A 23,635-nucleotide genomic window follows, 5' to 3' on the forward strand; every position below is an offset into this window, starting at 1 on the left:
TAATGCTCTACATTGGCCGCCGTCGTCAGGGAGAGCTTAACTTTCGTCCGCTAAGGTGCCCGACGTCCTTTTGGTGATAAACGTATGGCCGACGAAGAAATACTTCCTTCACAGGTTCTGACCTCGATATTGATGCGAATGTTCGAGTTTGCGCCGATAGCGATGGCGATTTCGACCAGCGATACGGAGACATCAAGCTACCTCAAGGTAAACGATGCCTATCTGCGTCTGACGGGCCTGAAGTGGGATGATATTCGCGGCAGGACGCTGACATCGGAGGGGGCTGCCATCAGTAGCCCGGCGCGTGATCGCAGACATCGCATGCTCGAGGAAGATGGCGGCTATGTGCTGGAGGAGGTCGATATCCGGCATGCCGACGGCACGATCATTCCGACGTTGATTTCCGCGCAGCGCACGATCGTGGATGATGTCTCCTTCGACGTTGAAGTTATTCTCGACGTCTCCGCGCGTGTTCGACACCAGCATGAAATCGAACTTGCGTTGCGCGCGTCGGCACGAACCGATGCACTCTCGGGACTTCCCAACAGGGCCTGTTTCGACGAAGTGCTCGCCCAGCATGTGGAGCGGATGCACGAGAGCGAAAAGCTCCTGGTGCTGGCATTTGTCGATTTCAACGGGTTCAAGGCCGTCAACGACACGATGGGACACGCCGCCGGCGATGAAGTGCTGAGAACGATTGCCAGCCGCTTTCGCGAAAGTTTCCGAACCAACGACTTCATTGCACGCATTGGCGGCGACGAATTTGTCGTTCTGCTTGAGGTCGACCCGGCTCATTTGAGCGATGTCGAACCGACGCTCACCGACGCGATGGACCGCATTTTCAAACCAATGGCGATCGAAGGTGCCGTGGTCGAACTCGGCGCCGCAGTCGGCGTCACGATGCTGCAACCGGACGACGACGTGACCTCATTCATGAAGCGCGCCGACGGCTATATGTATCTTGCCAAGCAGACGGGCGAGCGGCTCGCATTGGTTTGGCTTGGTCATCCCGGTATTGCTCACCCCGGCGGCCGGGTGATCCGGCGCCGCCGCTAGGGCCTTGCCTGGTCAGAATGCCGCAGTCTGACCGGGAAAGACCCCAGAGTTTGATTGCGGCTTCCCTCGCGCGGCGCGTCTGACGCGCCCGATTATCGCATCGGCCACGACGTGGTGGCCGATCCGTTGCGGCAGGTGGGTTAGACGCGGTAGCGCCTTGGCAGGCTATGATTATCCGTCGGAATCGCCGTCCGAGTCATCGCCGCCGCCGTCATCGTCACCAGCGTCGTCGCCGCCGTCATCCTCGGAACTATCGTCGCTCGCCTCTTCGCTTGTTTCCTCGTCGCTGGAAGATTCTTCCTGCGTCATTGCTTCTTCGACGGTTGTCTCTTCGCTTTCATAGGAGGACTCAATCGTCTGCGTTTCCTCGGACACATATTCGGAGTAGGAGAAAGACGTCTCCGATGTGTCGCTCTCCCAGCTCGAAACTTCCGTGACCGAGATGGCCTCGTTGTACTCCTCAAGCGTGATGACGGCGGCGATAGCCACCGGCGCACTATCCCGAAGGACGGCAAAAGCTATATCGGATTTGCCCGCTTTCAAGTCGCGGCTGACAGCGATGTCGACGTCGACAGCTTTGTGAACCTTGTGTCCGTGAACCTCCGACAGCACATCGCCCGGCTTGATCCCCTGCTTGTCGGCGACCCCGCCCTTCTTGACCGAGAGCACCAGTACGCCGTGCTCGCCCTTGGCAAGTTTGAACTTCTTTATGACGGCCTTGTTGACGGGCAACAGCAATGCATCGAGCGCCTTGGAAATCTGAGGCGAGGGAAGTTCATGCGTCGGCGGCGCCGCGGCGTGCCCAGCCAAAGGTGATGCGATGTTAGCAACGATAAGTAATGCGCGTAGCGCGTTATATGAGGCCTTCAATGTTTTTCTCCACACAGTGCATGCAGGCTTTGCCTGGGTGCGAGGAATAGCAGTCTAGTTTTAATAGATCTCTAATTTATTGGAAAAGCGTAACGCGATCCTCGCACGCATGCGTGTTCTATAAGCTGCGCTATGTCATTTATGACTATAGGAGGATCTAAAGACACGATTCAGTTGTTTATCGACAGTCCCTAACTCCGGCCAACATGCCGCCATTCGGAATCATTTTTCGCCCTGTCGCAAACTGTGAGAAGGAACTGTCCCTTGGCCCAAAGATCGTGAAAACACAGTGTTTCCCGACCCGGAAAGTAACCCTGGTCGCCTCAAAAGGAACCCTGGTGTGTCCAACGCGGCGAGGACAAAAAAAGGCCGGGAAGACCCGGCCTGCAACTGATGGCGAAAGAATGAATTAAGCTGCTACAGAAGGTAGAAATTCGCGCCGACTTCGTACTCGGTGATAACGGGAAGATCGCCCTCATGCCGGGGATGGGTACTGTGCCGGCTGACGAAGTTTTCTGCGTCTACTTTGCTCACGAGAATCTTTCGACCACGGAGGACTTCGAGAGCGGATAGATATCCATCAGAAATGAGGGCTGAGATTACGGGGAGAGAAACATCGAGCTTTTCGGCTAACTCCATTGCGTCCATGACGTTCAAGTCATCGTAGTAAGGAATTGCACGGTACTTCCAACCCGAGATTCGTCCTCCGCAGTCGGACTGACTGACGGAGCAGAGGGCCGCCGCAGCGAGGTCCTTATCGACAGGTACAGTACCCGCGCGCCAACGTTCTGTTCCCTCAGGGATCAAACCGGCCTTTTCCAACGACTGCCGCACAACCGAAAATGGCATTTGATACGCCCTACTCAGGGACGTCAAAGTCGTCTCACTAAGCATAGAGTGAGCCCGTGGAAACAGCTCGAGGCCAGTCGCATCAATGGCAGCCTTCCATACCATTTCGATGACGTTCTCAAACCCCGCACGATTGAACAGGTCCCCATGACAGATATTGAAGGGACCCAGGTGGGTACGCGGGCCAAAGATTTGCGACGTAGCGGCTCTTTTTGTCACCATCGTCCTGAGTAGCTGATTGCACTCATCTTCATTTTCGACGATCCGAGTGAAGCCGACATCGTACACACGAAATTTGCTCTCGATACTTCGAAAGGAGTCGAGATCGCCGGTGACTGCCAGGCCAACCCCGTACGCCAGTAACGACGCCTCTTGCAGAGAAAGACGGTTCACCCAAGTTTCCCCCGGAAAGTGACCATTCAACCTAGCCAAACAATACTGCTGAAACTTCGATGGGCTGGCGAAGGCTGACGCCTGACGAAGGGCGTCGATACCGCCGGGAAACGAGTTCAGCCTTCCAATGAAATCGCCTTGCCGCGGCGATCGCTCACTGGGCAACTCAACAAGCACCGTTTCGTGTTCAGCGCAGCTCAGAACGAAATCGGGCAACCAGTGAAGCCGCGCAAATGCCCGACAGCCGCGTCGTCCTGACCCGGTTGCCTCATCCTGCGCGAGGCAATGGGGACAAATTTTTCCCCATGCAAGTGAACGCGCCGCGACCGGTTCCTCAAGTAGACGGCGCGACATTTTTCCAAGCCAGGGCAGGCGTCGTAGCTCCAGATTTTGGGCGTCAATGTTTGCGAGATAGGCGAAGTAGGCGAGGTCGTCCCCTTTCTCATCGCACACCCGGGCGAAGTTGAATCCCAGCATTCTGCCGAACTCTGACGCCGAGTAGCCATGCATGGCGGCGACCCGGGAGCAATAGCTGGCGAGGGTCTCCCACGCGTTGAGAGGGGGGACAAGGGACAAACGTGTCATGGGCGCTGTCCAAACTTTAACTTCTTCGCCTTCTTTTCCTCCTTGGCATCGCGCCAGGCAAAGTCTTCCTCGCGCATCAAAGCTTCCTCTGGCTTGAGGTCTGTCCAATCTTCGCTCGTGAAGACGTTCTCGTGCGTCCGGCATCCTGACCACTCCCCGTAGAAGGCCGCAAAGTCCGTGTAGCTCACGACGCCGCGACGGTCGAAGATGACCCGCTCACAGGCTCCGCGTACCAACTGAACAAGGGAACCTAGTTGGCCGCTAGCGGCGTGCAGTGCACGTTCGTGGAAGTCGCCCGGAAAGTCGTCGCCGGTGACCAGCTTCGCGTGGACCTCGACTACCTTCTGGACAACCTCCTTGACGGTCTCGAGCCCCGCAGCACCCACAAGGCCTTCAAAGGGGACTGATGTCCGACGGTTGGCCAATTGGTAATTGCTGAGGAAGTAAGCCAAGGGGGGAACGCCCGAGAGGATCAGCCGCACCGGCCAATCCGGCATCTGGACCAGTTGTTTCAGAGCGTCGGCGATCTTAGCTTTCTCGAGAGCGTTCGCGGTCTCAATCGTGTGCTGGGCCTCGTCGATGTGCACGTAGTGTACCCGGTGGCTCTTGAGCGACATCCGAAAATCGGCCCACGCTTCGTTTTCCTTTCGACTGGGTTTGATCGGGACTCCCAGCGCGCGAAGGCCTTCAAGGGCTAGGCTTCGAGGAGTGCAAGGGGAGGGAGCATCGAAGACGAGCAGAGGCCGACCGCCCATCTTGTCGCCGTCCACATATGCGTCGAACGACATCCGTCGCATATGCTCTTCGAGAGCGCGCGATTTTCCAGCGCCTGAGAGACCCGTGACCGCGACGATACGGCGCTTATCGGGTGCCGAGCTTCCGTAGTGGAAGTGCGAAGCAATACTGGCCTTCATCGCCGTCAGGGCGTTTACCAGCTCTTCATCGCGCGCTAGCCCGATGTAGCGTGCCCGGAATTTGGCGACGCGGTCGTGCAGCACCAGTTCGTCGGGGTCCATCGATGCGCGGGCATGTGCGATCGAAGCTTCGAGAAATTCGCGGTCGTTCATTTGCTTTTCTCCTAATTGTCGAACTTATTCGCGGTTTTGGTGCCGCGAGCGTGGATCGGCGCGACCTTGGATGCAGGACGCGTGGTGTCTTCCGGGTTCTTGGAGGGAGCACGGGACTCCTCCGCCTTTTTGTTGGAGTAGCGGGGATCTTCCAGGTAGTTTGCGGCTTCAGTCGAAGCCGTGAAGCCCATGTCGAGGAAGAACTGCATCGGCAGATCCAGGTTCTTGGCGAAGTCCTCGGGGACTGCCTCGCCGGGACCCTGCGTACCCAGGCGGAAGTCGATCTTCTTCTCCCACTCGAGGAAGTCCTCCTCATTGAGGCAGGCGCTTCCGAGGCCGGCTTCCATACGGGCCACAGCAGCGTTTGCCTTGAGGTCGGCCTTGGCCTTTCGAACGGCCTCACGGCTCAAGCGCTTCTTCTCTTGGTCTTCGCTGCGCAGGGCGTTGCACGCAGCCGACCAAGCGTAGAGGCTCATGCCGGAAAATTCTTCATGGAATACCGCAGGCACAGAAACCCAGCCGCGCGCCAGCCAGACCGAAATCTTTCCGAGATCGTGGCGAGAAACCCGGATCAAGAGTTCAAGTTCGCGCTTGCCACGGCGAAACTGCTGGAGCGCCGCAGACTGGTAAGCAATGCCCATGAACGTCACGCCGGTCTTCTGTACCTTGCGTTGAACGTTGACACCAAAGATATGGCGACGCTCGTCACCGAAGACCGGCGGGCCCACGCGGTACATACGGGCTAGACGATCCCAAGCGTCGCGCGGGCTTTCGTGACCGAGACCGTCGTGTGGAGTGTTGTGGTATACGTCAACGAAAAACCGGTAGAGGATCTTCACCGTGTCGTCGAAGGTGACGCTTGCGTTAGTCTGAGCATCTGTGCCGCCCAGTTCATCGGGCGAGCCCCAGGTTCGGCCAGAGAAATAGCTTAAAGCTTTTGCGCTAGCGGTCTTGAAGAACCGCTCGATGGTGCCTCGTGCCGATGCAGCGCCGGTGGGTGGAAAGAAAACGCTCGTACCCAAATCGGACAGGGTTACGCGGAAAGCCTGAGCGGTGAACCAGGTAGCCGAGTCAAAAACCACCTGCTCAATGTGGCCATGCATATACCAAGGGGTGATGCATCCGAAAGCCTTCGCGAACTCGGTTTTGTCGAAGGTCGTCAGTTCGAGGGTAGCGATTGCCGTCGAAACCGAGGGCGCTTCCCGATGTACGCGAAAGGCAATGAGGCAGCGGGTCGCGACGTCGATTGCCGCCGTCAGCACCATACGAACACGTGGGATCGCCCGGAGCTGCTTCTGCGTCCAACCTTTGGTGACGCCGCTCAATACGAGCAGCGTCTGCAGATCGACTTTCCACTCGTCGAACTCAACACGCTCAAGTGGGCGAAGTGCTTCGATGCCTTCGTAGACGGGGCGGTAGAGAGCTGTCGCGGCATCTTCGCCGAGGCGCGCGCGATCCTTGAGAGCTTGCGGAAGCTGACGAATGCGCTTCTGGAGAGTCTTGAGCGACGGAACTCGGAGCTTACGTCCAATACCTGAGGCCTCGCGCTCCTTATTCGCGGCCTCGATTTCCTCGACCATCGCGTCCCAGCAAGCAATCATGCTAGGCTTGTCCTCGGAAGCATAGCCCATGACATGCTTCATGAGGACGGCTTCTTCTTCGAGTGAGTAGTAGGTTCCGATCCGGCAACGGCCATTCTTGCTGACGAAAGCCATCCGATCTTTTACCGTTTCGTACTTCGCTAGCCAGCGGCGAAGGGAACGCGGGCTCGGGATGAAGATGATGGCAGCCACCGCTTCCTGTACGTCCTCCTTTTTCTGCTTGCGGTAGTCCTTCTTCTTCTTTTCGCCTTGAGAAGCAGGGGCCCTGGCCTTCCTCGCGTCCTCCTTGATGTCACCGACGATCTCCCCAATCGTCTTCTCCATCTTGGCGTCCGAGCGGGAGACGTTCGGCTCCTCCTTCTCCTTCTTTAGGAAGCGCTTGCAGAAGTCCTCCTTGAACAGCGTCAACTCCTGTTCTTCATCGCTCAGCTGCTCGGCGAACTTGCGCACGCCTTCAGCGAGGACCGCATCGTCGCCGCCGTAACGGTTACGCTTAAAGATCAGCGGCGCGTTGCGGTCTTCAAGCATGTTCGCGACCTGGCGGTGCGTGAAGAACTCGATGAGGTTGTTGTCAGTCCGCTCGAGACGATGGCCCGCCGAGTCCGTCGAGTGCCAGCGATACTGGATGCTCAGGCGCTCGAAGCCGTCGTTCCGGTTGAAGTGGTATTTGGAAGGCTCGTATCCGTGGATATAGTCCATCGTTATCTCTCCATGAGATTTGAAATTCGACAGTGATGTGTGGGAGTGCCGGAAGGCGGCGCTACGGGCCCAGCACCGTTAGGACGTGTCGGTCGTCGGCGGCCGTGAATTTAGACAAGCCATTTGCGGGCCTCTCCTCCAGCTGCCAGCTTTACGTAGGGTTCGTCGAACAGCTTTTTCGCCGGGTTGAGCTGCTCCAGGACGCCCTCGTAGAGGAGGTACCAGATGGCATTCATTGCCTCGCCGAAGTCATTGAAGCGCATCGCGACGTCGAATGCGCTCACAGCTCCGGTCAGCGTCTTCACGAACGCGCGCATTTCCTCGCATTTCGCGGCGTTATGAAACCGGCGCGCGCGAAGAACGCTTTTGGCATTCCAAGCACGAGCAGGGGTCAGCTCGAGATCGGTGATGATGATGGCATCGCTTGCAAACTCGCCGAGTACCGGGCGAATGCGCTTGATCTGATCGCGCAGGCCCGTCTTCTCGAGTTGCTCCCACGGCTTCACAGCGAATGCTAGGTGGGTTCCCGAGCGAAAGCGCGCGCGATAGTCGAAGGTGTGCTCGTGAGATTTCCCGTCGTCATCGTAGTAGGTGACGGCAGGAGGCTGGTCCTCGACGTCCTCCACGAACCGGTTTGCCATCAACATGAGGGCACAATGCAGTTCGAGCGTGCTCGAGAAGCCAACCGACCGGCGCGTGCCGGGATCGGGAAGATAGCCTCGGCTGTGCGCCTTGGTTCGCGGCGTTGGCTGCCGGGTTCCGGTCGAGTGGGCAATCGGTACGTAGAGCTTGTCCTCGACGACCTCACCGTCATCCGAGACGACCGTGATCGTTTCGTAGGTTCCACGGCAGTTTTCATCGGGATCGAGAACCTGGACGGCTCCCCAATCGCGATCTCGAAAGAGCCCGAAGTGCTGCTCTTTCATGTAGCGCAATACGGCCTTCTGGTTCATGCACTTACCCCTTTCCCGCGCGCATGCGCGATCCAACGCGGACCGGAGCCCGACGACGTTTACCCAAACGGATCACCTGCGAGGCAGGCGAAACCGCTACGCCCAGCGGCGTATTCGGGGCGGGAAGGTTGTGTGTGTGCGCGATGTCGACGCGACAGGGTTGTCGTCGACCAGCGAAGTCACGAGCGTCACCGAGAAAGGCAAAGACACGGTTCCGCTGACATTGGTCGACGAGAGATAACGGCGTACGAAGATCACTGTGCCCTCCAAGGCAAAACGCGTTATCGCTGACCGGTCAGACCGATCTGCGCGCTTGGCTGTCGAAGACGATCGGCTGCTAGGCAGCCGAAAGTCCCGCCACCATGGACACCGTCCGTACAGCGCATGCGCGGGCGTTGTCCAAGGCACGGACGTGCACATGGAGGAGTGGAGTGAAGGCGGAGTCGCCCTTAGGGATAAGTTGGTTCATTTCGTACCTTCTCCTTACACAGCATTCCGCCTCAGGCCAGGATGGCCGTCGACGCCGCATTTTTCGGGCCTTGAGGGGCTCGAAACGTCACGCGCGGTAGTGACGTATCCCTGCGTTAGCGGGGAAGGGACGGGGTACGAAAATGCTCTCCATGTCCTCGCGCACGGTGATAAGCCGCGGCAGCGGGCCAGACATGGCCTTGGGACCGAGCACAAGGCTCGGGTTTTGGTGGCGAACCACCGAGGTCGGTACTTTAGTGGGAGGGGTTGCAGGATTGCGACGCATGAACTTGCCCTTTCAGATCTGAAAACTGGTTTCTAGTCTCAAGGGTCTTTCCCGAGGTCACCTAAGCCCCGGACTGCCGGCGCTTATACTGTGGACTCGGAGAAGTCCCGTGTTCGTATAAAGCCGTAGTTCATCTACGCGATCCTCTTTTGGGACACCGTGTCCCACGACGGATCAATTACTATTCCAGCCGGGGGCGATCAATCGCTAAGTGCAGTTGCATGCCAGAAACAAATTAACGTGGTTAATTTTCATTAAGAATTTAGCGACAATTTGAGCGATCTTGCCGACGTCTTTGTCGTGGCTACGGGTGCGCTAACAATAGAATGCCTGATGAGCACCCCTGCTTAAATAATGCTTGAGAAGGTTTGAGCGCCTTCCCGCCGGTGGTTTTCCAGACCATTCTCAATCTATGGATCGAGCCACGGTGCCCACGTGTATAAGATGGACTTCCCCGACTTCGTTGCAGCCTATGATAAGGCGCGCATTCAGGATATCCCCGGGCGACGAGTTCGATATCGTGGCAGCCTTCTTCTTCCTGGCCACGATGTTGCCATATGTCTCAAACAGCGGAGGATCGAACTTCGCCTGGATGGTACGCTGCTTGCTGAGGAGCACCCAGTTACGAAAGTTCTCGAGGACAGTATGGGCAATATTCGAAAGGCTCTCTCGCGAAAACTGCGACGTAATATTCTGGAAGCCGCGATAGTCGGGCGTTGGCATCCAGACGGTGATGAGGATTGCGCCTTCGAACCTTACTTCGTTCGCTCTCGGAACGCCGATGGAGTGGTTACGACGGAGCCATATCGCTTCAAAATCCTCCCGCTCGATAGCTTGAATTCTGCATCCCGGTGCCGGATCGACTTTGCTTCCGACGATCCGGGGTCGCGGGTGAAGGCGGTGTTAGAAAATATCACCGAGTTGCGCATTCACTTTGATGAACTGCCCAAAAGCGTCGTGGGCTTCATGCCGTGTGGTATTGTCTGGTATCCGCCACATGGTTCCGGCTATCCTTGTCTCGTCGAGAATGCAATCGGCAAGATGGAGCGCTTGAGGCGTTCAGGTGGTGCCGCCGCATCCCCGATGCATTGAGGCCGCAGCCTGCCAAAAATTGCGCGAACAGGGGCTTGCGCAGTCCAAAAATCCGGACAACCATTATTCATCCGCTAGGATCTAGCGTCTGCAGATATTAGCGAAATCTTTCTCGCCACCGGCAATCCGGTCACTCGTTGAGCGCCAGTTTAACGATCGGGCTCGCTTGCTCAGAAATTGGAGTATCTATGTTCGAAGCATCAGAGGTCTACACGCTCAAGAGTGGCCGCTTTCCCACGGACTTCGAGGAAAACGCCAAGAAGGACGGGGGCGTTGCGTACCACGGACAGCTGATGTTTTTTGGACCCGACGCCTCTATCGAGGTCAACGGCAGAAGCATTCGTGCGTTCATGAATGGGGTGCTGACTGAGAATTCCCATTTTGCCGCGTTGATCGACAAGTATAAGCGGTCGATTTTGAAGCACGCTGCAGAGCTGCGGACATCTCGGTCCGACACAGTGGTGTTCACTGGCGTCTGGTACCATGTGGATTTCAACGAGCGGCCCCGCTTTGAGCCCTACGTCATTCACGTTGTCTCAGCGGCTGGCGATGTCACCTCGTCGTCGCGTTACGCTCTCAAGATGTTTGACTCAGACAGCCCAGGCGAGGGTTTTTATGAGTATCCTCTTTTCAAGACGCTCACAGTCGAGGAAACGCTTGGCGAACTCCGCTACCACGCGGAGGCGTTGACGAAGCTGGATGATCGTTCACCCCAATCGAGTGGCTTCAAAGCACTTCAAGGTGTTATCTGGTATCCGGCTGGAGATGAGCCTCAATGCGCCCCGATCGTCGTTGTACGGGCCACGGGGTCGAAAGCCTATCTTGCCGAGCTGTCGAATCGGCCAAGCGATCCGCCCGGATCGCCGGAGGCATTCGTTCGGGCTGCCAAAGCTTGCTTCCAGGCGGCACTTGCGGACGCATCGGCACGGGGGGCTGTGACCGAAGAACTGCAATTCTCATATGATCATCTTCGATATCTGTCGAAGCAGGGATTTATAGATACTGGGGATGCTGATGGCCGTTGGGCGCTTGCGCAACTCGCATCGACTTCCTTGGGTGTGCACCAGCACAAGATCATCGAACGAGGCCCACCAACCATGCCGATTACGCTGTCGGGCATGGCAAACAGCACAGACGTCGATGGTTTCTGGATGCAGGTGCGCGGGAGTGATGGCGTTGCTTTGGACCCACTGTACTCGCGCTTCGCCGATATGCACCGGCTCGGGCAACACCGCAATCCGGACGCGCTCCTCTACCCGATAGAGGCCGCCTCCGATGCCGTGCACAATTGCCGCTATTCAACAGGGTGGCTACCGGTCGGCCGAGACGGATTGGCGATGCGCTACATGGCGTTTGGCGACGTGCCGCGGCTCAGCTGGTAGCCCAGGCCGAGCATCGGCGACTTGTCAGTGCGTTCCAGACCATCGCCATTGACGTCACACAGTTCGCAGGCTTCGATAGCATCATCGATCGCTGCAAGGACGGCACAATGCGCTTATGGATCGCGTCAGACCTGCATCTGGAATTCTATGGCGCAAAGGCCACCTTCGAACTCCCTGATGCCGACGTGTTCGTCTGCGCCGGCGACGTGCTGGATAAAGGCATCGTTCCAAGCCTCGAATGGCTGGCCGAAACCATCGCCCCGACGATGCAGGTCGTGTGCGTCGCCGGTAATCACGAGTTTTATAGGGCCTCCATGGTGGAGAGCATCCGAGCCGCCAAGGAAGCTGCTCTCAGATACCCTAACGTCCACTTTCTGGAGAACGATGCTGTCGTCATCGACGGCCTCCGCTTTCTAGGGACTACGCTCTGGACGGACTTTCGGCTTATGGGCGACGATACCGCTCCGGCAATGTACGCGGCAAAGGCCGGCATGAAAGACTACAAGAAGATCAAGTTCTCCAAGACGCCCTACCAGGCTTTCAAGCCGCTTCATGCTTACCGGAAGCATCAGGAAGCAAGGCTATTTCTTTCGAGGGCGCTATCCGAAAACTATAACGGCAAAACCGTTGTTGTAAGCCACCACGCGCCTTCCGCTCGGTCGATATCGGCGGAGAGCAAGCAGGACCTGCTGTCCGCGGCCTACGCGTCGGACATGGAGGCCCTCATCCTCGAATATGAGCCGGCACTCTGGGTTCACGGCCATGTGCACCATCTATGCGACTACATGATCAATGGAACGAGGGTCGCCTGCAATCCAATGGGATATCCGGACGAAAAGCAAGTCGTGGCCTTCAATCCGCGCTTAACGATCGAGGTGTAAATCAGCGGAGATTATTTGGAGCCGTTGATTCCACGACATCTCTCAATGCGGCCACGTTTTTTCTAAACGCGGATATTGGGTCGCCATGGCATTTCGAGCATTGGGGATCGATCGACAGCTTTTGGTTCTCGAGAGTTCCGTTGAGGAAGGCGACTGATGTCATCGGGGGTAAAGGCAGGCTTTCTTGAGACCGGTCAATCAGCCGCGAAAGCAACCGGCTCGCCAACAGAACGGCGGCGGCCATCGAGACAAAGCTGACGGAAAACTCCTTCGATACCTCGGTTGCAAAAGCACGAAACTGGGCCGCACCAAGAGAACCGCATTTTTCGCCAGCAAGAATGTAGTTCTCAATTTCGGTGGCGTCTTTCGAATGCGCTAAATAACGGCGAAGTTCATCAGGCTGCATCGCTCTGACAAGCTGTTCGACCTTACGAAGCGTATCGCCGTCCTTTTCGGGCGGATTGTGACAGCCGAGGCAAGGGGTACCCTCGCCAAGGTCGTAAATGCTGGCCATCGCAGTTAGACCGAGCGTACTTCCTCCAAAGATCAGCCTGGGCCACAACCCTTGAACGTCTTGGCGCGATGTCCCCTTGTCCACGCAGGATACGACGTAGTCCATGCGATCGTCCGCTTCGAGACGTTTCAGGTCGGAACGGAGATCGGGAATATTGCTGGTGATGTAGTCTGCGAGCGACCCGTCAAACTCAAGGCCGTCCAGATCGTAGGCTTTACGAAAGCGTGTGATCGCCTCGACTTTGGGATGATCAATATCCGAACGTCCGGCAAGGAAACACCGGTTGAGGTTCGTCTCGTCATGTCGGTCATCGTCAATCGTTACGACGTAGGAGTCTCGGATTAGGGCCGCGCCAAGCAGATAATGGAGGCCTTGGCCCACAGCGCCGGCCCCGATGATGTAGAATGGTGGCAAACTCGCATTATCCAAAGTGGGGCCCTGCAGACGCGCGCTGTAGGGCAGCGGCTTGTTTTCCCAAAGGCAATAACCGAGGTCGGTGATCCACTTACCGCGGATCAAACCGCGCGATCGCTTGAAGACCTCACCGGCCACGAGGGACGCCGCAAGGAACGCGCCCAATGGGTTTCTATCGACCGAAAGCGCAAAAGCGCCCGGGTAGTTCCCCTTTGTCCCCACCCACGCATACCAACCGTCGGAGACTGCATAGATATGTTCCGCTTCGCCATAAGCTTCGTCTCCGCCCCCCAGCGAGATGACCAGGTCTGGGGCCGTTTCGGCTTCTGTAATTGAAACGGCGTCCCCCACAGCCCATTCCGACAGAGCGATCAATGAGCCGTGCAAATCGCCGGGGTGCTGTGGAACAGGTATCGGCACCGTGAGCTGAACATCAGGTATATCCAATTCAATCCGGTCGACAGTATCCACCATACGGCAGAGAAGGTTTACCAGACAACAGATAAGGTGTTGTCCCGATGGGGTCATCAAAAAACCCCGTCCTACGATACGGACGCTGAGCGATCTGGCCCCTGTTGAATCATGTAGTCCTGAAACCGATCTCCGGTGACGATCGCCAATCGCTTCTGTACCCATTAGCGGAAATCCATTTCGAGAATAGTCGACGGCTGATCGAGACGGATGCGGCGTCCGGCAGTGGCATCGCCAAGCAGGTGCCAATAGCCGCGCTGCCACTCGTGCACGCCGACTCCGACGGGCCAGCGCTGCGACCAATGACCATAGAATGGAAATACGATCGAGAGCGCCTTCTTTGAACTCGCCATTAAGTCATCGTACCGAGAGTGTTCTACCCATCTGCCGGGATGGCTATGGATTTGCGCGAGCGGCTTCATATCGTCGTCCAATACTCCAACCATGGCACTCATCGCTGCGGCGGATACCTGGTAATTCCCGCGCGCGGATGTCTGAGCCGGGGTAATTACGGCTCGAACAAGCGCATGCCCCTCATGACGATCGCCATACCAGAATACGGCAGATTCCCGAGGCCCGGTTCGTTGTAACGACTGTAGTGTCGCGGCCAGCGCGTTGACGGAAACGGACAAAAGCTCGCTCGTTTCAGAGTAAGGATGGGGCGGCCGTTCGCGCCGAAGCAAATCATCCTCCATGTCGCGGCTGCCTTCCCGTATGAAAAGAGTTCATCGCGCGTTCAATTGCGGCGATTGTCGTCAGGAAAGTGTCCTTCGACTGCCAGAGGATATTGTTGTCTCCTCCATGGAGAACGGAATAGTACTCGAAAGTGGCTGAGCAGCAGATAAGCTGAAGCGTTTCGGATGCGCTCTGGTATTGCGGATGGACGTGCACTTCCGGAGATTGGAGGATCGGAAGATGAGGTACGTCGTCCGGAAAGCTATACTGCAATGTGATCGGGTTCACGAATTGAGCACTTGGGGGCCAGTCCCTGCCTGTGAGAAACTGTAATCGCAGAGTATATTCCTCGACATGTCCGTTGATCTGTCCGCGAATGGGTACGATCAGTGTGCGGTTATTGGTCTTGCGCCATCCAAGTTCAGCTTCGGACGATACCCCGAGATATTCCAGTGCTTTCGGAAGATCTTCCGAGAGCACCGCGCGACCTGCAGCGAGGTCGAGAGTAGGACGCTCGCTGTGGTTTGCCATTACGCACCCCCTGTACGGGCGGCTATCTCGAAGTCGTCTTCGCAAATGCCTTGGCTCTGCGCCTGATCGAGCGTGAGGGCCAGGTAAGGCGTCAGATCTACCGGATTGTCGTTCTTGCGCGGAGCTTGAAACACATCGCGTTCCTGGCGCTCAATTTCGAGTTTCAGATAAGACTGATCCCAGATCTGCTGAAGCGTATCAGTCAGATCCACCTTAAAGTTCGCCTTCTCATGCTCGGCGAGATGCTTGACGTGGATCGTAACGGGTTTTGGGCCCTTGCCCTTACCTTGATCTGCGACGGAGGCGACAGCAATATCAACCATTTTCCATCTCCTAAAAAGCCGGTGATCTCAGGCCGTGCCGGCGTTCAACAAACTTGACGGCCGGACCAAATCAGATCAAAACATCAGAATAGTCCGTATCTGGACTGATCTATATACGGACTATTTTCTAAATCAAGTCCAAATCGAGACTACGGAGATGTTTTCATATGTCAGCTGCAAAATCCGTCGCGGCAGCGGTATCCGGTAGCATTGACACTGCGCAGACGCGCGATGCCCTCGAAATCTTTTCCGAAATCGCTGAACACTGGGGTCTGTCAACCGACCAGCAGATAAACCTTCTCGGTTCGCCCGCGCGATCGACCTTTTTCAAATGGAAAAAGGAAGGTGGGACGCTTCCGGCCGACACGCAGGAACGACTTTCCCATATCTACAGTATTTATAAGGCTCTCGAGATTCTCCTTCCCGACACGTCCGTCGCTGACGGCTGGATGAAGAGAAGCAATCGGGCGTTTGCAGGCGAGTCGGCCCTGGAGAGGGCGTTGACGGGCCTTTCGGGCGTCTACGAGGTCAGGCGGTATTTGGATGCCCAGCGTGGCTGATAAGCTCGATTTTGCAACCACACCGCTAACCGGCAGTTGGTACCGACTCATACCATCGCGTTTCCCCACGATTGACATCTACCGACGTGTCGCCGTTCCTGAAAAGTGGCCATTGGCGGCCGAGATCGAAACGATGACAAACCCGCGGGTGCGCCTAAGGGATAAATTTGGGCGAGGGCTTGAAAAGACCAACCCGAATAAGTTCCAGAACTGGAACCATGCTCCGTTCGCCTACCCCAACCCAGACGGCACCTGGTTGTTTGGCAGCCACGTCAACGCGTTGGAGTTGGCCGACACCGTGCAAACTGCGCTTGCAGTGGCCATCCGCAAGCGAGAACAATTCCTAGCCGCGACCGATGCGCCGCCTTTGGATTTGGAAATGCGCGTTCTAAAACATGAGGTGAATGGGCACGCTTTCGATCTTCGAAACATGGCTTTGGATCTGCCGAAAGACGCCAGATGGTCACTCGGTGATAAACTCCTTGATAAAGGTGGGCACGCCGCGATTTATGTATGTCCGGTGCGATCCACCGGAACTATAGCATCCGTGTTTGATCAAGATGCACTAGGCTCCGCCATGCAGACGCAGCACTTCAAATTCCGATGGGACGGTGCACGCATAAGCCAGTTGTATGACTTCAGGAGCGAAAGCGATGGGGCACCGATCACCGCCGAGATGGTATTCGGCCCACAGACTGTGCTCTTCCTCAACCAGATCTGACACCACCCAGTCCAATCACCGCTCGCACCTCATCGCCCGACAACTGCTTCCGCTCCACAAGCGCCGCGGCCAAAGCTCTTACCTCCCGTTCCCTCTGTCTAATCACCTCGACGGCAACCTCCACCTGTTGCGCAAGCAACGCCTCGACGCGGTGTTCAAGAAGGGGATTGCGGTACCTGGCTTCGACGAGACCTCTTGGAGTCGTATCACCGTCCGATAGCCACGACGCTCCCATTGCCAACGGACCTTCAACCATGGTTGCATGATGCGTTGCCAGCTGGAGGTCCGAGTGGATTGACGAGCCCGCCCCGTCGGCAAAGTCGCCGAACACAACAAGCTCCGCTGCAATGCCTCCTAATAGCGTAGCAATGCGCCCAAGGTGGTATGATCTGGTTTGCCTACGTGCCGGGGCGATTTCGAATAAAGCTCCTCCAAGCGCCTGGACATTGGTCTCAAGCGAGATACTGTCTTCGATAACCAGTGAAGTGAGGGCATCGCTCCCCAAGATTGAGCCCACGACCGCATGGCCGACTTCGTGAACTGCGATAGCCCATTGATACGCCTTCGAGACCGGCAATCTCCTTGGCAGGCTCGCTTCGACGTCCTCGCCCGCAATTGCTCGGTCTGCACGGCGGGATCGGCGGCGGGCATCCTTCGCGATTTTTTCGATCTGGGCACCGGTCATCCCAACGGACATCCGGACGAAGTTCCGAACATCGAAGTCCATAGCCGCTTCAAGGTGCCATTGCAGGATCTGCAGGCGGGCGTCGGCGTTTGGTAGGCCGATCTGGAAGTGCCGGTCGAGACGGCCAGGTCTCAAGATTGCCGGGTCGACGCGGTTGGGATTGTTGCAAGCGCCGACTACAACCACGCCCTGGCCTCGGTCGGTTCCGTCCATGCACTCGAGAAGCGCATTGACAACTTGGATCCAGTATTTGCCCCCGCTATCATCCTTGTCGCGATCCCCAAAGCTATCCATCTCATCGATGAACAAGATTGAGGGAGCGGCTAACGCTGCCTCGGCAAAGCACTTCCGCATTTGCTTGAGCATGTCGCCCAGGTGTGTTCCCGCCTGCCAACGGGCTCCCGAACCTAGGATGAGGGGCACGCCGCAGGTTTTCGCCAGCGCCGTCGCGAAAATAGTCTTCCCGGTCCCGGGTGGCCCGGAGAGCAAGGCTCCGCAGTCCAAGTCCCGCCAATCGATCTTGCCTGCGCGGAAATCGGCAAAGTCTCTTGCCAGCTCAAAGCCCCATTCCTTGGCCGCACCGTATCCGTAAAGGTCGGAAAGGCTGGGGCCGTCACGAGTTGTTGCCGGGGATGAGGAGGGAGGGGCTTGCGCCGAGGAGTCTGGAGTTGTCTCTGGCACGACCGGCAAGCGCCGCAGGATGCTCAGGCTACGGCCAAGTCCGCGCTGTGGACGAAATGCATCCCGGAGCCGCTCCCAGGGTTGAGTGAGAAGGAATTCCGCTTCCCGATCGCTGGGGGTCTCGCCGGTGAGCTTTCGGACTGCTCCCTTGACGTGCCCAACGGTCGGCGTGGGGAGATGGGCCACCACGTCTGAAGCAGTACGGACACGTTCGTTGACGAATTTGTCCGATGCGAACAGGAAGACCGCTCTCCGATGCCGATAGAGCGCGTCCAGGCGATCATCGAGCTTAGAGCAATCGTCTTCGTTCTCGACGAGGATGATATCGGTCCCGTGGCCGGGGGAAGCCCAGGGTTCTCCATCTCCGCGGCATAGCGCGTTGGTGGTGACAGCATAGACACGGAAATCTTCTGACCGAGGGACGATGAGTGCGGCAACAAAGGAGACCCCTTCGACGTCCAGGATATGCCTAAGGGCGTTCCGGATGGCGCAGAAAGCAATAACGTTGGGCAAAGACCGTCGTGCGACGGCCGCGGGAATTTTGTTTCTCATGGAGCTGGTCCTGAATAGAAAGAGCTGTTAGCGGCGCACACGGCGCACGGTGGTCTCGGGGCCGATGGGGCCTTCATCCAGCTCGATTTCTATGTATCCATGGAGCGCCAACGCGGCGAGACCAGCCATCGGAGCGGTCTCCTTGAACACCGTCAGACATTCTGAAACAGTTAACGACCCATATTCCTCGAGCGCTGCCAGTAGCCTGACGCGATCACCGAGGGGCGCGCGGTGATTGCCGTAGCGAAGCAGGTCTTTGGCGTTCGCCAACCGGTGTCCGTGCTCTAGCTCGGCCACGTCGAAAATGCGAAATGTGCGGTTATCGAAAAGAGCAGCTTCCGCAATCGCAGCCGGGGATACTCCAGGTCTGCGATCGGGGGCGTCGATCAGCACAGTGGACCCGCTGGCCGTGGTGACGGTAAAATCGGGCACGTGGGCCTCAATGCCCACGGAAAGGGTCGTAGCCATGCACGACCAGGAGGCGATGTCGGGATCAACGTCGAGAAGGCAGGCCACATCGCGAGCGACCTGCGATCGGAAGACCAAGCGACCAACGCATTTAACGGCTAGTTTGGGAAAGTAGACTTTATCGATGATCGGCTGGTTTGGCAGCCCCGTTTCGGGTGCAGACTGCGAGACACTCATCACGAACTCTCATTGCAAACAGGTTGCGCATGCGCCGAAGGGCGCGGCGGCGATCAACCTATTCGTATCGAGAGATGGACAAGCGAGCTTTGCATGACGGGAAGATCTCAGAACAAAACGTGAAAGTCAAGGGGTTGCTATATTATGTATAGCTAATAAAGATTAACGCTCCCTTTGCCGCTTTGGCCGCGATTTCCTTGACCCGTTCCCAGCTCGGGGGTCTCTGCAGCTGGGGCACCGAAACAATCGTCACGATGCCTGAACCCGACCATTGCTCATGGGCGAGCTGCTTGCGCTGTCGAGTGATTGCTGATGCTGGGCAGCCGGCCTTATAATCCAGGCGTTGGAGACAGGATTGTAAACGCCCGGGAGGGGAAAGAATGTAGAGATCTTCTCAAAATCCCATATGTCGATAGTAGCGATGGGGAGATGGTGTGCGATCGCAATCGCGGCGATCGTTAGGTCGTTGCCAGGTCGTTTATCGCTTTCAGGGCCAACAAACCAAAGTTGTTTGAGTGCACGGCAGCTGTACATCGCGGCTTGTAGCCTCGCTACCTGGCTGTTCATGGCGGGGTAAAGGAATTCAGTCTCGAGGAGACCATCCACCCACGATCTGAGGAGCTGCGCCCGGACCGGGTTTCTCTGGCGCAAACTATGTATGCCTTGCTCGATCTCAACGATGACAGGATAGGGAATCGCGATCTGATCTTGCTGAGAAAGCCAGTGGGCGAGCCGAGGATTTGGTCGTCTTTTCTGGGAGTCGCTGAGGATGTTCGTATCTACCAAGAAGGTATGGCATGACATGTCGCACGATCCTTCCGCTGCACCGCGCAGCTCGAAGCAGATTCTTCTGTTTTAGTTAAAGCGTATTTAACGAGATGGCTAACTACGGGATGAGTCCGAACCGCTATGAAATCTTGCGACCTAGGCCGGTTTAAATGATACCTACGAACGTGCTAAGTTAAGGCAGCGGTCTCGGGAAGCTCTTTGCCGAGTGCCGAATTAAGCGTGCGCAAAGGATTGTGGCGTGGGCGAACACCAGAATGAGTGGACGCGGGTTGAAGCCGAGAAAGGCATCAGCCAGGTTCTCGACGCGGCTAAGGAACTCGGAGTGCAACGGGTCAGCGATGGTGACGGCACCTTCGAGGTCCGGTTTGTGTCGTCCAGACGAAAGATCAGAGCCCAGGATTACCTTGCCAGAGGCGGACCCATCGACGAATGACGTTCGTCGAACGTCCGAATAACATCCAGCTGTTACAAAATTAAAGAACTCGGTGCCGGTATGCGTCGCCTGAGTGCGCTTACGATCAATTCCGTTTTCTTCCTGACCTGCAGCCACTGAACATTCATCCAGCCGCGTCTTCGCCGTCTCCAAAGTAAATTGTACTCGGAGAAACCCCAAAGTACCTGCTTGGGATTCGGTCCGCCTAGGGTCTGGACACGCGGTCGGAAGCCGCGCAACAACGACGGCTGATGCTTTCCTGCGCCATTTTTTGGTTGTCGGGCCATTGTTTCCGGACAATCATTGTTAAATCGACAGCGCAAAACGCGCGGAATTTCCATTCACGAAGAAGTAAAAGCGGAATGAAAGCCAGAAAAACTCTCGTCCTCAGTGCAAGCCATCTATCGGTACGAACATCGCGCTTTCTGTCGCGCACCAAAGCCGTCGATTGGCCCGTACCCGGAGGGCAATACAGCGACATGGGGTTCTTTTTTCATGTCGTTGACGAGAATGGCGTTGGCCCCGACTTCGTTCCGAGGGACCTCTTTGATGTTCTGGAATATGCCAGAAATAGCGGGTTCACTTACGTCCTTATGGAGGCCGGAGCCGGCGTCTGTCCAGAATTGACTTTCTACGGGCGGCACGACATCGCGAGTGAGCTTGAAGCCAATTATCTTTATAAGCGAAGCACGCCACAGGAGCTGGATGCCAAGAAGGGGCAGGAGGCGTTCGAAGCTCTAAGCGCAACGGTTGAGTTTAGTACCTCCGACCGAGATTTCAGTTCACGTATAAATGCTGCCGTTGTTGGCCTTCTTGAGCGTGTCTCGAGCAAAATGGACAGCTCAATGTCGCTACTACAGGAAGACGTGCAACATCTTGCTGACCTGGCGGCATTATTCACCGCAATTCCTAATCGGGCAGGGGAGGACTATCCCGAAAGCCGATCGGCATTACAGCTCGCACAACAGCGGGTTTTCGAGTTGACAGACGCATTGGAGCTTTCCGACGAAGGCGAAGAGGCACGAGTATACGAAGCTTTAGGCGAGGCTTATTACCGATTGGATTTGGCACTTGCTGAGATGTGAGGGGGCGGGATCGCGTTGAGTGGCTTTTGAGCCTACTGAAACCCGTTTAGGTCTGCCCCTAGCCGCGCCGGCACTCACCCCTAATCATCCATTCTCTGCTGTCTTCCGCGGGCCACTATCCAAGCCGGAAGGCCGACGGGCGGCCGGATTTAATGGTCCGAGCTAGAGGCGGGCGCGCCGGTCTCAGAGCTTTGCCGCAAGCACGGCGTCAGCGATGCCAGCATCTATAAACGGAAAGCCAATTCGGCGGCATGGACGTGTCCGAAGCCAAGCGGCTGAAGACGCTGGAGGACTAGAACACGAAACTGAAGCGGCTTCTGGCGGATGCGATGCTCGACAACGCTGTTTTCCTGGCAAGTGACGAGGCAAGCTTTGTGACGGGCGTCGCGCTTCCGGTGGACGGCGGCGGCTATCTTGCTGTCTGAAGGTTTCGTGGAATAGCGTAGCTATTGGCCGCACGGAGCGCGGCCAATCTTATAAGTGCATTCAGCGTCCCAGTTTAGCCACCGCGTCGGCGACAGCATCGTCCCCGTTCGTCAACTCGACAATGGATCGCCGGACGGTAGGTTCTTCGATGAGTGCAACGATCGTTTCGGCGACATCATCGCGCGTCACGGTACCATAGGGAAGGGCGGCGTTGGCCTTGATCATCCCGGTGCCAGGTTCGTCCGACAAGGTTCCCGGCCTAAGGATGACCCAATCGATCTCGGTGTCAGCAAGGTAGGCGTCCGCAAGTTTCTTGACCGCGATGTAGTTCTCGAAGCCTTCGCTGTTTTCCTTTTCCCGCCACGCCTCGGGAAAGGCGGAAACCAAAATGAAACGACGCACGCCCGCCAGTTTCGCCGCATCGACGGCTGTTTCAAGACCTCGGCCATCGATTGCATTAGTTTGTTCGATGCCCGCCCCGCCTGCGCCAGCCGTGAACACGACGACGTCACATCCGTCAATAATGTTTGCGAGACTCCGTGCATCGATGATCTGGATGCTGCCGAAAATCGGGGTCGCGCCTGCTGCAGCAAGCGTGCTTTCCTGCTCGCGCTTTCGGTGCAATGCACCGACCCGGTGACCGCGCACCGCCAGTTTACGGACAAGGCGGATTCCGACTTTCCCTGCAGCGCCGATAACGAAAACGTTCGTCATGATAGTCCCCTTCGTGGTCTCTCAAAAGCTGTGGGGCCCGAAGGCCCCTTAACGTTAGGCGGCCACGCTGGACCGCGGAGTATACGCTCCAAGCTGATGCAGTTTCCGCTCGCGGTGGTTCAACCACCAGCCGATCTGGCGTGGCCAATTTGCAAAGGGCGAGGCCGGGTCGACCGCGTCGAGAGCTTGCTCTGCATGCAAAGCGAAGTTTGGCTCACGAAGTGCCTCCCGGCCGATCGCGACGAGGTCCGCCTGGCCAGAGGCAACGATCTCTTCAGCTTGGAAAGGGTCCACAATGAGTCCGACAGCCATTGTCGAAAGTTCGCTTTCGGCCTTGATCCGTGCAGCGTAAGGTACCTGATGTCCGTAGCCGCTCGGATGCTCATAAGGACGCCCGATGCCACCCGAAGAGCAGTCAATCGCATCCACCCCGATTGCCGCGAGTTCTTTCGCGAAGGCCGCGCTGTCTTCGAGGGTGACACCGTTCCGGCTACCATCAACGGCCGATATCCTTACAAAAAGGGGTTTGTCCTGCGGCCAGATTCCCCGGAAGCTTTTCGCTATCTCGAGCGGGAGGCGCATGCGTCCTTCGAGGGTGCCACCGTATTCATCAGTACGTTCGTTTGTCAGCGGAGAAAGGAACGAGTTGAGCAGGTATCCGTGCGCGGCATGAAGTTCGAGAACTTCGAAGCCAGATTTAAGGGCACGCCGCGCCGCGGCATCGAAATCGTCCTTCACTTTCTGAATGCCCTTTAGATCCAGCTCGGCGGGCACCAGCCAGCCGGTGTCAACTGGAACGGCGCTAGCCGATACAATGGGCCATGGATGATCGCCCCTGGCATGGTCGGCCGGCGTAAGGGGTCCGTCCCCGTAATAAGGTCGCTGCATGGCGGCTTTCGGCCCGGCATGCGCAATCTGAATGCCCGGGGTTGCGCCCTGCTTCTTCACGAATGCGGCGATTTCAGCCAAACCGGAAACCTGCCGATCGTCCCAAAGTCCGACGTCCCCATGGGTAATCCGTCCTTCCGGTGAAACGGCGGTCGCTTCGATCATGATGAGGCCGAAGCCGCCAAGTGCAAATTTGCCGTAGTGAACGAGATGATACGGCGTCACGAACCCGTCAATGGCCTCGTACTGGCACATGGGGGAGAGAGCCAGCCTGTTCTTCAGCGAGACTTGTCGAATGGCGAGAGGTTGGAAGAGGGATGACATCTGAACCGAGAATCCTTTTGAG

General features: G+C 57.1%; 23 protein-coding genes and 2 pseudogenes. 10 read left to right on the top strand and 15 right to left on the bottom strand.

The features are described 5' to 3' along the window. The first annotated feature begins 84 nt into the window (after window positions 1–84). On the top strand, window positions 85–1,056 hold the full coding sequence (locus EFB14_RS07070) for a GGDEF domain-containing protein (protein WP_245438211.1): 972 nt from the start codon (window positions 85–87) through the stop codon (window positions 1,054–1,056). A gap of 171 nt (window positions 1,057–1,227) precedes the next feature. Here the strand turns inward: EFB14_RS07070 and EFB14_RS07075 are convergent, their stop codons facing one another. From EFB14_RS07075 to EFB14_RS32820, 6 genes are all read right to left on the bottom strand, one after another. Continuing rightward, window positions 1,228–1,866, bottom strand: a complete 639-nt coding sequence (locus EFB14_RS07075) for a PDZ domain-containing protein (protein ID WP_245438212.1) — start codon at window positions 1,864–1,866, stop codon at window positions 1,228–1,230. A gap of 477 nt (window positions 1,867–2,343) precedes the next feature. Next, window positions 2,344–3,753: a TniQ family protein gene (locus EFB14_RS07080; RefSeq protein ID WP_164737493.1), complete on the bottom strand. Its 1,410-nt coding sequence runs from the start codon at window positions 3,751–3,753 to the stop codon at window positions 2,344–2,346. Continuing rightward, window positions 3,750–4,820 carry an ATP-binding protein gene (locus tag EFB14_RS07085; protein WP_126823938.1) on the bottom strand — a complete coding sequence of 357 codons (1,071 nt, stop codon included), beginning with the start codon at window positions 4,818–4,820 and terminating at the stop codon, window positions 3,750–3,752. Before EFB14_RS07085 ends, EFB14_RS07080 begins: the two co-directional genes overlap by 4 nt. Before the next feature lie 11 nt (window positions 4,821–4,831). Beyond that, window positions 4,832–7,120 (bottom strand): Mu transposase C-terminal domain-containing protein, encoded by a 2,289-nt coding sequence (locus EFB14_RS07090; RefSeq protein WP_126823940.1) that lies wholly within the window; start codon window positions 7,118–7,120, stop codon window positions 4,832–4,834. 110 nt (window positions 7,121–7,230) lie between these two features. After that, window positions 7,231–8,073 carry a PDDEXK family nuclease gene (locus EFB14_RS07095; RefSeq protein WP_126823942.1) on the bottom strand — a complete coding sequence of 281 codons (843 nt, stop codon included), beginning with the start codon at window positions 8,071–8,073 and terminating at the stop codon, window positions 7,231–7,233. A gap of 96 nt (window positions 8,074–8,169) precedes the next feature. After that, a complete protein-coding gene (locus tag EFB14_RS32820) occupies window positions 8,170–8,331 on the bottom strand; it encodes a hypothetical protein (protein WP_164737494.1) in 162 nt (53 codons plus the stop codon). 940 nt (window positions 8,332–9,271) lie between these two features. Between EFB14_RS32820 and EFB14_RS07100 the strand changes: the two genes are divergently transcribed. The 3 genes from EFB14_RS07100 to EFB14_RS07110 all read left to right on the top strand — a co-directional run bounded on the left by EFB14_RS07100 (window position 9,272) and on the right by EFB14_RS07110 (window position 12,182). Continuing rightward, the gene (locus tag EFB14_RS07100) at window positions 9,272–9,919 is read left to right on the top strand and encodes a hypothetical protein (protein ID WP_126823944.1); all 648 of its coding nucleotides are present in this window, start codon (window positions 9,272–9,274) and stop codon (window positions 9,917–9,919) included. Window positions 9,920–10,107: 188 nt separating this feature from the next. Then, window positions 10,108–11,301, top strand: coding sequence for a hypothetical protein (locus EFB14_RS07105; RefSeq protein ID WP_126823946.1), 1,194 nt, complete (start codon window positions 10,108–10,110; stop codon window positions 11,299–11,301). Window positions 11,302–11,408: 107 nt separating this feature from the next. Further along, window positions 11,409–12,182, top strand: coding sequence for a metallophosphoesterase (locus EFB14_RS07110; protein WP_126823948.1), 774 nt, complete (start codon window positions 11,409–11,411; stop codon window positions 12,180–12,182). Between the two features lies 1 nt (window position 12,183). On the opposite strand, the gene EFB14_RS07115 is transcribed toward EFB14_RS07110, so the two are convergent. From EFB14_RS07115 to EFB14_RS07130, 4 genes are all read right to left on the bottom strand, one after another. Beyond that, window positions 12,184–13,584 (bottom strand): ThiF family adenylyltransferase, encoded by a 1,401-nt coding sequence (locus EFB14_RS07115; protein ID WP_164737495.1) that lies wholly within the window; start codon window positions 13,582–13,584, stop codon window positions 12,184–12,186. Between the two features lie 161 nt (window positions 13,585–13,745). Further along, window positions 13,746–14,276, bottom strand: coding sequence for a Mov34/MPN/PAD-1 family protein (locus tag EFB14_RS33735; RefSeq protein ID WP_126823952.1), 531 nt, complete (start codon window positions 14,274–14,276; stop codon window positions 13,746–13,748). Then, window positions 14,266–14,787, bottom strand: a complete 522-nt coding sequence (locus EFB14_RS07125; RefSeq protein ID WP_126823954.1) for a hypothetical protein — start codon at window positions 14,785–14,787, stop codon at window positions 14,266–14,268. Before EFB14_RS07125 ends, EFB14_RS33735 begins: the two co-directional genes overlap by 11 nt. Further along, the gene (locus EFB14_RS07130) at window positions 14,787–15,110 is read right to left on the bottom strand and encodes a hypothetical protein (RefSeq protein ID WP_126823956.1); all 324 of its coding nucleotides are present in this window, start codon (window positions 15,108–15,110) and stop codon (window positions 14,787–14,789) included. Before EFB14_RS07130 ends, EFB14_RS07125 begins: the two co-directional genes overlap by 1 nt. A gap of 167 nt (window positions 15,111–15,277) precedes the next feature. Between EFB14_RS07130 and EFB14_RS07135 the strand changes: the two genes are divergently transcribed. Further along, window positions 15,278–15,670, top strand: a complete 393-nt coding sequence (locus EFB14_RS07135) for an MbcA/ParS/Xre antitoxin family protein (RefSeq protein ID WP_126823958.1) — start codon at window positions 15,278–15,280, stop codon at window positions 15,668–15,670. Continuing rightward, window positions 15,663–16,391 (top strand): RES family NAD+ phosphorylase, encoded by a 729-nt coding sequence (locus EFB14_RS07140; protein WP_126823960.1) that lies wholly within the window; start codon window positions 15,663–15,665, stop codon window positions 16,389–16,391. The genes EFB14_RS07135 and EFB14_RS07140 overlap by 8 nt, the downstream gene beginning before the upstream one ends. Here the strand turns inward: EFB14_RS07140 and EFB14_RS07145 are convergent. From EFB14_RS07145 to EFB14_RS07155, 3 genes are all read right to left on the bottom strand, one after another. Continuing rightward, a complete protein-coding gene (locus EFB14_RS07145) occupies window positions 16,378–18,309 on the bottom strand; it encodes an AAA family ATPase (protein ID WP_126823962.1) in 1,932 nt (643 codons plus the stop codon). The two genes, EFB14_RS07140 and EFB14_RS07145, sit on opposite strands and share 14 nt — an antisense overlap. 27 nt (window positions 18,310–18,336) lie before the next feature. Continuing rightward, the gene (locus EFB14_RS07150; RefSeq protein ID WP_126823964.1) at window positions 18,337–18,954 is read right to left on the bottom strand and encodes a hypothetical protein; all 618 of its coding nucleotides are present in this window, start codon (window positions 18,952–18,954) and stop codon (window positions 18,337–18,339) included. A 249-nt stretch (window positions 18,955–19,203) separates the two neighbouring features. Next, entirely contained in the window at window positions 19,204–19,758 is a 555-nt protein-coding gene (locus EFB14_RS07155; RefSeq protein ID WP_126823966.1) for a PIN domain-containing protein, read from the bottom strand. Window positions 19,759–19,981: 223 nt separating this feature from the next. On the opposite strand from EFB14_RS07155, the gene EFB14_RS07160 reads away from it, so the two are divergent. From EFB14_RS07160 to EFB14_RS33865, 4 genes and pseudogenes are all read left to right on the top strand, one after another. Beyond that, entirely contained in the window at window positions 19,982–20,176 is a 195-nt protein-coding gene (locus EFB14_RS07160; protein ID WP_126823968.1) for a hypothetical protein, read from the top strand. A gap of 362 nt (window positions 20,177–20,538) precedes the next feature. Further along, entirely contained in the window at window positions 20,539–21,261 is a 723-nt protein-coding gene (locus tag EFB14_RS07165; RefSeq protein WP_126823970.1) for a DUF5983 family protein, read from the top strand. A gap of 159 nt (window positions 21,262–21,420) precedes the next feature. Then, window positions 21,421–21,554: pseudogene (locus tag EFB14_RS07170) on the top strand (transposase); the annotation flags it as partial. A gap of 48 nt (window positions 21,555–21,602) precedes the next feature. Continuing rightward, a pseudogene (locus tag EFB14_RS33865) lies at window positions 21,603–21,686 on the top strand (3-oxoacyl-ACP reductase); the annotation flags it as partial. Window positions 21,687–21,747: 61 nt separating this feature from the next. On the opposite strand, the gene EFB14_RS07180 reads toward EFB14_RS33865, so the two are convergent. Both EFB14_RS07180 and EFB14_RS07185 read right to left on the bottom strand, forming a co-directional pair. Beyond that, window positions 21,748–22,401 carry an SDR family oxidoreductase gene (locus EFB14_RS07180; RefSeq protein WP_126823972.1) on the bottom strand — a complete coding sequence of 218 codons (654 nt, stop codon included), beginning with the start codon at window positions 22,399–22,401 and terminating at the stop codon, window positions 21,748–21,750. A 54-nt stretch (window positions 22,402–22,455) separates the two neighbouring features. After that, window positions 22,456–23,613: an NADH:flavin oxidoreductase/NADH oxidase gene (locus EFB14_RS07185; RefSeq protein ID WP_097594887.1), complete on the bottom strand. Its 1,158-nt coding sequence runs from the start codon at window positions 23,611–23,613 to the stop codon at window positions 22,456–22,458. Between the last annotated feature and the right edge of the window lie 22 nt (window positions 23,614–23,635).

The organism is Rhizobium fabae (genome assembly GCF_003985135.1).
In the GTDB taxonomy this organism is placed as follows: domain Bacteria; phylum Pseudomonadota; class Alphaproteobacteria; order Rhizobiales; family Rhizobiaceae; genus Rhizobium; species Rhizobium pisi.

What these genes read in the sequence shown, in the direction of transcription:
- EFB14_RS07100 (WP_126823944.1), top strand. Translation starts at nt 9,272, where the DNA reads ATGGACTTCCCCGACTTCGTTGCAGCCTATGATAAGGCGCGCATTCAG.
- EFB14_RS07130 (WP_126823956.1), bottom strand. Translation starts at nt 15,110, where the DNA reads ATGGTTGATATTGCTGTCGCCTCCGTCGCAGATCAAGGTAAGGGCAAG.
- EFB14_RS07090 (WP_126823940.1), bottom strand. Translation starts at nt 7,120, where the DNA reads ATGGACTATATCCACGGATACGAGCCTTCCAAATACCACTTCAACCGG.
- EFB14_RS07105 (WP_126823946.1), top strand. Translation starts at nt 10,108, where the DNA reads ATGTTCGAAGCATCAGAGGTCTACACGCTCAAGAGTGGCCGCTTTCCC.
- EFB14_RS07115 (WP_164737495.1), bottom strand. Translation starts at nt 13,584, where the DNA reads ATGGTGGATACTGTCGACCGGATTGAATTGGATATACCTGATGTTCAG.
- EFB14_RS07110 (WP_126823948.1), top strand. Translation starts at nt 11,409, where the DNA reads ATGCGCTTATGGATCGCGTCAGACCTGCATCTGGAATTCTATGGCGCA.
- EFB14_RS07085 (WP_126823938.1), bottom strand. Translation starts at nt 4,820, where the DNA reads ATGAACGACCGCGAATTTCTCGAAGCTTCGATCGCACATGCCCGCGCA.
- EFB14_RS07165 (WP_126823970.1), top strand. Translation starts at nt 20,539, where the DNA reads ATGAAAGCCAGAAAAACTCTCGTCCTCAGTGCAAGCCATCTATCGGTA.
- EFB14_RS07145 (WP_126823962.1), bottom strand. Translation starts at nt 18,309, where the DNA reads ATGAGAAACAAAATTCCCGCGGCCGTCGCACGACGGTCTTTGCCCAAC.
- EFB14_RS07070 (WP_245438211.1), top strand. Translation starts at nt 85, where the DNA reads ATGGCCGACGAAGAAATACTTCCTTCACAGGTTCTGACCTCGATATTG.
- EFB14_RS07080 (WP_164737493.1), bottom strand. Translation starts at nt 3,753, where the DNA reads ATGACACGTTTGTCCCTTGTCCCCCCTCTCAACGCGTGGGAGACCCTC.
- EFB14_RS07125 (WP_126823954.1), bottom strand. Translation starts at nt 14,787, where the DNA reads ATGGCAAACCACAGCGAGCGTCCTACTCTCGACCTCGCTGCAGGTCGC.
- EFB14_RS07180 (WP_126823972.1), bottom strand. Translation starts at nt 22,401, where the DNA reads ATGACGAACGTTTTCGTTATCGGCGCTGCAGGGAAAGTCGGAATCCGC.
- EFB14_RS07135 (WP_126823958.1), top strand. Translation starts at nt 15,278, where the DNA reads ATGTCAGCTGCAAAATCCGTCGCGGCAGCGGTATCCGGTAGCATTGAC.
- EFB14_RS07185 (WP_097594887.1), bottom strand. Translation starts at nt 23,613, where the DNA reads ATGTCATCCCTCTTCCAACCTCTCGCCATTCGACAAGTCTCGCTGAAG.
- EFB14_RS07150 (WP_126823964.1), bottom strand. Translation starts at nt 18,954, where the DNA reads ATGAGTGTCTCGCAGTCTGCACCCGAAACGGGGCTGCCAAACCAGCCG.
- EFB14_RS07095 (WP_126823942.1), bottom strand. Translation starts at nt 8,073, where the DNA reads ATGAACCAGAAGGCCGTATTGCGCTACATGAAAGAGCAGCACTTCGGG.
- EFB14_RS33735 (WP_126823952.1), bottom strand. Translation starts at nt 14,276, where the DNA reads ATGGAGGATGATTTGCTTCGGCGCGAACGGCCGCCCCATCCTTACTCT.
- EFB14_RS07155 (WP_126823966.1), bottom strand. Translation starts at nt 19,758, where the DNA reads ATGTCATGCCATACCTTCTTGGTAGATACGAACATCCTCAGCGACTCC.